At 68.3% G+C, this 4,194-nt stretch carries 5 protein-coding genes; 3 read left to right on the top strand and 2 right to left on the bottom strand.

The genetic code is table 11. The features are described 5' to 3' along the window. Positions 1 to 68: 68 nt before the first annotated feature. Positions 69 to 536, bottom strand: a complete 468-nt coding sequence (locus tag ACWJ6R_RS31300; protein WP_449065675.1) for a hypothetical protein — start codon at positions 534 to 536, stop codon at positions 69 to 71. A gap of 56 nt (positions 537 to 592) precedes the next feature. Between ACWJ6R_RS31300 and ACWJ6R_RS31295 the strand changes: the two genes are divergently transcribed. From ACWJ6R_RS31295 to ACWJ6R_RS31285, 3 genes are all read left to right on the top strand, one after another. Beyond that, entirely contained in the window at positions 593 to 841 is a 249-nt protein-coding gene (locus ACWJ6R_RS31295; protein ID WP_449065674.1) for a hypothetical protein, read from the top strand. A 294-nt stretch (positions 842 to 1,135) separates the two neighbouring features. Continuing rightward, the gene (locus ACWJ6R_RS31290) at positions 1,136 to 1,483 is read left to right on the top strand and encodes a hypothetical protein (protein ID WP_449065673.1); all 348 of its coding nucleotides are present in this window, start codon (positions 1,136 to 1,138) and stop codon (positions 1,481 to 1,483) included. 202 nt (positions 1,484 to 1,685) lie between these two features. Further along, entirely contained in the window at positions 1,686 to 3,158 is a 1,473-nt protein-coding gene (locus tag ACWJ6R_RS31285; protein WP_449065672.1) for an AAA family ATPase, read from the top strand. Positions 3,159 to 3,617: 459 nt separating this feature from the next. On the opposite strand, the gene ACWJ6R_RS31280 is transcribed toward ACWJ6R_RS31285, so the two are convergent. After that, the coding region (locus tag ACWJ6R_RS31280) for a class F sortase (protein WP_449065671.1) at positions 3,618 to 4,194 on the bottom strand (577 nt) is incomplete at its 5' end.

Here is a 4,194-nt window from a genome sequence, read left to right as displayed (position 1 = left end):
GCCCGGCCGGGCAGGACGGCCCCGGCCGCCGGCCGTCCGGAGTGGGCGTGGTCATCCGGCCACCCCGGTCAGCCCCGCTGCGCGGTACGGCGCCGCAGCACCAGCCCGCCGACCCCGGCCGCCGCGACCATCAGCACGCCGCTCAGCATGATCATGCGGGCGTCCGGACCGGCCTCGCCGCCGCCGCCCGTGGACGCCGCACCCTCGGGCGTCTCCTCGATCTGCCGCGTCTTGGTCGTCTTGATGCTCTTGGTGCTCTCCGTGGGCTCCGACGTGACGGTCTGGGTGATGGTGATCGTCGGCTTCGGGGTCGTGGCGGTGGGGGTCGGCGTCGGGGTGCCCGTACCCGTCCCCGTGCCGGAGGGCTTGACGGTGATCAGCAGTCCGGCGGCGGTGACCTCGGCCGGGGACGCGGGCGTGCAGTCGTAGAGGCCGTTGACGGTTCCGGTGCCGCCGGCCTGGCCCACCGCCAGGTAGAACGGCCCTGGCTGGACCCCGATGACGCCGGTGGCGGTCGGCGTCATCGTGATGAGCACGGGGGGGAGGCGTCAGCGGGCCGCCCTGGGGCACCGTCGCGGGGGCGGCCGAGACCGTGACCAGGACGGCCGCGCTCTGCGTGGGCAGCGGCGAGCCGGTGACCAGCGCGTCCGCCTCGACCACGAGGCGCTCGGTGGCGGCGATGGCCGACGGGGCGAGCAGGCTCGGCTCGGGGGCGAGAGGCTGGCCGATCTTCCAGGTCGCGACGACCGGGCCGTTCGGCGTCGGCGCCAACGGGCCGGTCAGGTCCATCTGGAACTTGTACGGGCTGGAGGCTCCCCCGGCCTCCGGCTCGCAGGTGTAGGTGACCGGCTTGGGCGCCGCCGTCATCGACGCGATCGCCGGGACGGCTCCGAAGAGGACACCTGCGCCCACTGCGCCGATGGCGGCCGTCTTGACCGCGACGCGCCTGCGCGTCTTGGACTTCAGCACGGTCTCTCCCCGGTTGGATGCGGTTGCGCGGTGGGATTCTCCTGGATTCCCACCGATGGTCAAGTCTTGTCATAGATCCTATGGAGACCCGACAGCAACTGGGAACCTGTCGGCAAAACGGGCATAAATTCTCCCACGTCCCAGACCTCTGTTCCCACCCTTCCGCTTGACGGCCTTCGAGTGGGAGTTCGGAGCGGCGCCGGCCGACCACTCCGGCGGACGCGCGCCGTACGCACTGGAGAGCTGGGACGACGCGCTCCGCGTGCTCTACGAGACCGTGTCCCGGGGACTCGTCGTCATCGACGAGTTCCCTTATCTCATCAAAGCCCACGGGCCCGTTCCCTCGCTGGTGCAGCGGGCCCTCGACCCCCGCGGCCGGGCTCATCGGGGCAGCGACACCTCCGCCACCGTACTGACCTGCTACGGCGGCGCCGAGTTCGACGCCGACCTCCGCGCCGCGTCCGCCGCGGACCCCCGGGTCCTCCTGGTGGATCTGGCCACGCTGTACGGCTGACACCTCACCCGGAACGGGCACGCCCCGGAGCGGCAAGGCCCGCATCACACGACCTGAGGTCCTCCAGGAAACAACGGATCCTCTCTCGACCCTCTTCGACTTCCCAGGACCCGGAGGGTTTCAGGAAGTTCAAGGCACTAGACCCCCCCTGTTTTGGGAAATAAAGGCACCAAAACCCCCCCGGTTTTAGTACCCTCACACTATGCGCGACGACGAGATACAAGCCCGGCTCCGCGAGGTCAACCCGTGGTGGCGAGCAGCGGTCACAGGCAGGGGCGGGACCGCATGGGCATCCGAAGACAGAGGGCTTCGTGATCGATCCCGATACGACATGGGGTACCGGGCCACGATTCTCGACGATGTCGCGACAGGCGAGATCGACGACAAGCTCATCGTGCTGCGCGGTCCTCGCCGGGTGGGCAAGTCCGTGGTCCTCAAGGACACCGCGCTGGCCCTCTGCGCCCGTCCCGACGTGGACCCACGCCAGATCATCTACCTTCCCGCCGATGGAATGCGAGCCAAGGACCTCAGTCGCGCGGCTTCCCTGGGACGCATGCTCACCCGTTCGGTCGAGCGCGACGCGTACAGGCCCCGGGTCTGGCTGTTCGATGAAGTGACCGGGATCGACGGATGGACCAGCACGATCAAGTATCTGCGCGACAATACGGCCTTCGGAGACGACACGGTCATCTGCACCGGCTCCTCATGGTCGGATGACAGCAACGTGGAACGTGACCTGTTCGCCGGACGCTCAGGAGCCTCAGCCGCGCGCCGGGCCCGCATGCTCCTGCCGATGCGGTTCCATGACGTGCTCCGTGTCACCCAGCCGGATATCCCGGTTCCAGATCCACTCGCACCATGGGAACTTCAGAGCACAAGCGCCGCGAACGCAGTGGAGATGCTCGAGAGTTTCACCGATGAGCTCGATCTCGCCTGGCAGTCCTACCTGGTCTCCGGTGGATTTCCTCGCGCGGTGGCCGAGCACCACCGAGTCGGCACTGTCAGTGAGGCGTTTCTACACGACCTGATGTCCTGGCTGCATACCGACATCGACCCGGAAGCCTCGGTTGATTCCCTACCGCTGCTGATCTCCGAACTGCACATGCGCTCGGCCTCCCCCCTGAACAAGTCGGCGACATCAGAAGCCCTCGGTTACTCCACTCGCAAGGCCTTCGAACTCCGGTTGTCCCGGTTGACCCGCAGCCATGCGGGGCTCTGGGCACATCAGATCGACGGGGAAGGGCGTCGTATCACCGGCGCGCAGTCCAAGTTCTACCTCACGGACCCCCTGCTCGCGTGGCTCGGCCCGCTGCTGAGAGCCGGCTCCCCAGAGCCTGACATGACCGTGCTCACCGAGGCAGCCCTGGCCGTCGCACTGGCCGCGACCATTGACGATCGACAGCCTGGCCGCTGGATGAGCGAGGACACCATCGGCTACGTCAGGACAGGCTCAGGGCAAGAGGTCGACTTCGGCCCCATACCTGTGCCCTCCCCCGGAGGAACCAACTGGACCATCCCCATTGAGTCGAAGTGGGTGAGCAACGGTTGGCGAAAGGAGGCGAAGGTCATCGAAGGCAAGTTCGGCCGGGGGATTCTGGCTACCAAGAACATCACCCGTCTCGACACCCCCGCATGGGCCATCCCCGCCGCCGTACTCGCCCTGCTCATCGGCTGAGCACCTGAAGCCGCCCGGATGTGAGGAGCCCAGGCCGTACCGCACGTTACGACCGGCAGGCCCGGAGCCGCCGCGGACCCCCGGGTCCTTCCGGTGGATCCGGCCACACTGTACGGCTGATGAGCTCCCCGAAGCAGAGCTGGCCTGGCGTGATACGCGTCATGCAATGCGGCCATGGCCAAGACCCGGATCAGCAAGCGTTCGCGTCCCCGTCTACGACACGGGGATGCTGATCACTCTCGCCGACTGGCAGCGGATCGGAGGCGCTCTCGGCAGGGCCGGGCTACCGCTGGAGAAGCGTCCGGACGCGGTCGACGCTCTGGTAGCGCTGACCGCCGGCTGACCGCCGTACGTCACGGCAGCGCCGTGGTGTTCACCAGCGACCCGGAAGACACGGCCGCCTGTCTGAAGGCGTTGGACGCGCAGGACGTGCGTCTCGTCACGGTGTGAACGCCCGGGTCAGCGTGAGGACGCCTTGCCGGTGGCGGAGAGGGTCGCGTAGACGATGATGTTGTCGGTGTAGTGGCCGGTCTTCTGGTTGAGGACGCCGCCGCAGGTGATCAGGCGCAGGGTGGCCTCGCCGGTGTTGCCGTAGACCCGCTTCGACGGGAACGCCTGCTTGCTGACCTGCTCGACCCCGTCGACGGTGAACTCCGCCACGGCCCCGTCCGAACGCGACACCTTGATCTTGTCCCCGCGTCTGAGCTCCTTGAGGCGGAGGAAGACCCCGGCCTTGCCGTTGCCGTTGACGTGGCCGAGGACGACCGACGGTCCCTGCTGGCCGGGGACGGGACCGTGCTTGTACCAGCCCGCCTGGTGGAGCCTGTTCATCGGAGGGGTCTGGACCCGCTGCTTCTTGTCGATCCCGAGCGTCATCAGCGACGACAGCACGCCGATCTTGGGGATGGCGATCCTGCGCGGGGTCACTCCCTCGCTCTTGAGCGGCTCCGGCGGCATCACGACGGGCAGCGGCGGCGCGGCGGTGGGCGCGGCGGCCGTCAGCGGGACCTCCAGCCCGACCGGACCCACCTCCGCG

It is taken from the genome of Planomonospora algeriensis, assembly GCF_977012225.1.
The sequence above is the reverse complement of the archived record's forward strand: the minus strand, read 5'-3'. Positions and strand labels throughout refer to the sequence as shown.

Bases quoted from the DNA above. Each gene is read 5' to 3' on its own strand.
- ACWJ6R_RS31285 (WP_449065672.1), top strand. From the start codon at position 1,686: ATGCGCGACGACGAGATACAAGCCCGGCTCCGCGAGGTCAACCCGTGG.